At 62.0% G+C, this 2,201-nt stretch carries 3 protein-coding genes; all 3 read right to left on the bottom strand.

The annotated features are described in order from the left end of the window. A partial coding sequence (locus E4U03_RS12435; protein ID WP_135014037.1) for a hypothetical protein occupies positions 1-511 on the bottom strand: 511 nt, incomplete at its 3' end. A gap of 95 nt (positions 512-606) precedes the next feature. Further along, positions 607-1,563, bottom strand: coding sequence for an NUDIX hydrolase (locus tag E4U03_RS12430; protein WP_135014036.1), 957 nt, complete (start codon positions 1,561-1,563; stop codon positions 607-609). Then, positions 1,556-2,032, bottom strand: coding sequence for a RidA family protein (locus E4U03_RS12425; protein ID WP_135014035.1), 477 nt, complete (start codon positions 2,030-2,032; stop codon positions 1,556-1,558). The genes E4U03_RS12430 and E4U03_RS12425 overlap by 8 nt, the downstream gene beginning before the upstream one ends. Positions 2,033-2,201: the final 169 nt, after the last annotated feature.

Below are 2,201 nucleotides of genomic sequence, written 5' to 3'. Positions count from 1 at the left end.
CGGACGCGGGGGCCTCCGCGGGCACATGGACGTCGCCCAGGTTGCCCGGTGGGGTTGAGGTACCCCCGAGGTCCTTACTGTTGGGCCAACAGTTATAGGTTCCCTCAAGGTCCCGGGCAAATATGAGGTTGACCTGTTGTGCCTCCCTGCAATAGTCACGGTCTAGCCCTACGGGGAACTGGTAGTAGGTTTTCCCCTCATCTTCATAGCGGATCCAACCGGTACTGAAGACCAGAACGATGAAGAAGCTAAAAGTCATTACCAGGGCAAGAGCACTTACCAGCAAGAGCAGAAGCCCTTGGGCGAACCAGGTGGTTAGCAAGGCCAGGGTGCTGCTTCTAGCCCCATCTGGCTGGGGGATTTTTCCCAGGCTCTTGAGGATATAGCCGGTTCCACACACCAGTAAGGTAAGGGCCGCCAGGTAAGAGAGCCCCAGGCAGACCAAGCCTAGCCCTGGGATAAGTTGCAGCCCCAAGGCGCTCAGCCCCAAGCGTCCACCGATAATAGCCATCAGTAGCAGACAGGCCCCCAGGGTCGCCCATCTGGTAAGTCTCTGCGAGAACGAGATGGGTGCTGAACTGGGGGCCTGATGCTCACGGGGCACAGCTAGACCTTTTTCTCCTGCACTGCCAGGTAGCAGGTGCCGGCGGCATCCTGCTTAACCTCGGGCAGGTAGAGGGAAACCTGGCGTCGCTTGGCCAGGAAGGCAACCGCCCCGGAGGCCGCAGCGAGCTGTTCCAGCAGATACATGACGCCGGGGGTCACCAGCTCCTGGAAGGGCACCCCGACGGTGTCGTCCTGCCCAATTTCGTTACCGAGTTCCATGCTCATGGGGTGGGCAACCAGCTCACGCACACTGACCCAGCGCCCCCAAATTCCCTTCCCGGCGAGCAGGAAGGGGTTCTGCCCCACAGGTACCGCGCAGGTGAAATAGTGAATGTCGTAGCGCTTGTGGAAGAAGCCCGGTGACTGCCAGCGGGCTAGGGGTTTGAGCAGGTCGGCGCGGATTTTAAGGCCGCGGCGTTCCAGGTAGTCAGCGAAGGTTTTATCCTGCTGGGCTACGGCCAAGCGCGAGGCCATGCACTCGTGCCCGCTGGTGAGCTCGATGGTCGAGAGCTCGCCGCTGCCAGCCAAGAGCACGCCGGTCTCTTCAAAGAGCTCACGTACAGCGGTGACCACGGCGGCGTTAGCTGCCCCCAGGTCATCCTGGCTGAAAGCCTTGGCCCAGTAGTCGCCGCTGGGGCCGACCCAGCCGATGGGGGCGGCGTCCTCGGGCACACCAAGACCGCCGGGGAAGGCAACCCGGCCCATAGGGGATTTCACCCGGTAGGTTATAAAGGTTTCAGGCCCCGAAGCACCGTCACGCACAAAAACGACCGCGGCTGCGGGCTTGGCCGCGCGCGGGGTGCAGTCCCCCTCATCGAGCCAGGTGCGGGCGGAGTCCTGCTGGCTTGAGGGGATGGGGTGGGTTTTGGGTGCCGGGGCCGCCACCGAAGCGTAGGGGGCGGACGCCGGCGGCGGCACCCGCTTGAGGGCGCCGGTATATATGGGTTGGCTAGGCATATTCCACGATGATTTCAACTTCTACCGGGGAGTCCAGCGGTAGTACCGGCACGCCAACGGCTGAGCGGGCGTGCACGCCTGCCTCGCCAAAGACCTCGCCCAGAAGCAGGGAGGCCCCGTTGATAACGGCGGGCTGGCCTGTGAAAGAGGGGTCTGATGAGACGAAACCGACCACCTTGACCACACGGGTGACGCGGTCAAGATCGCCGATGACGGACTTGACGGCAGCCAGGGCGTTCAGGGCTGAGAGGCTAGCCAGTTTCTGGGCGGTTTCGGGGTCTACAAAGCCTTCGGCGCCAGAATCTGAGACCTTGCCAGTGGCGGGAAGCTCGCCCTTAACGAAAGGCAGCTGGCCCGAGGTGTAGACGTAGTTACCGCTGGTGACGGCAGGAACGTAGGCGGCTACCGGGGCTGCCAGCTCGGGCAGGTCGTAGCCAAGTTCTTTGAGGCGGTCTTCAATCTTTGACACGGTATACCTTCTTGAAAAGCAATGTTTCTAGGGGCCAAAAACCGGGCTCGGAGCGAGACGCCTGAACCCGGTTCTGGTGTGAGTATTTAGTTGCTAGCCTTCTTGCGCTTGAAGTAGGCGATTGGATTGCCCTGAGTGGGAGCAACCATGTTTCCGGCGGGGGTGGCGC

Origin of the sequence: Rothia nasimurium (genome assembly GCF_004569295.1) — a bacterium.
Lineage (GTDB): Bacteria > Actinomycetota > Actinomycetes > Actinomycetales > Micrococcaceae > Rothia > Rothia nasimurium_B.
This window is presented reverse-complemented; position numbering and strand designations above follow the sequence as displayed.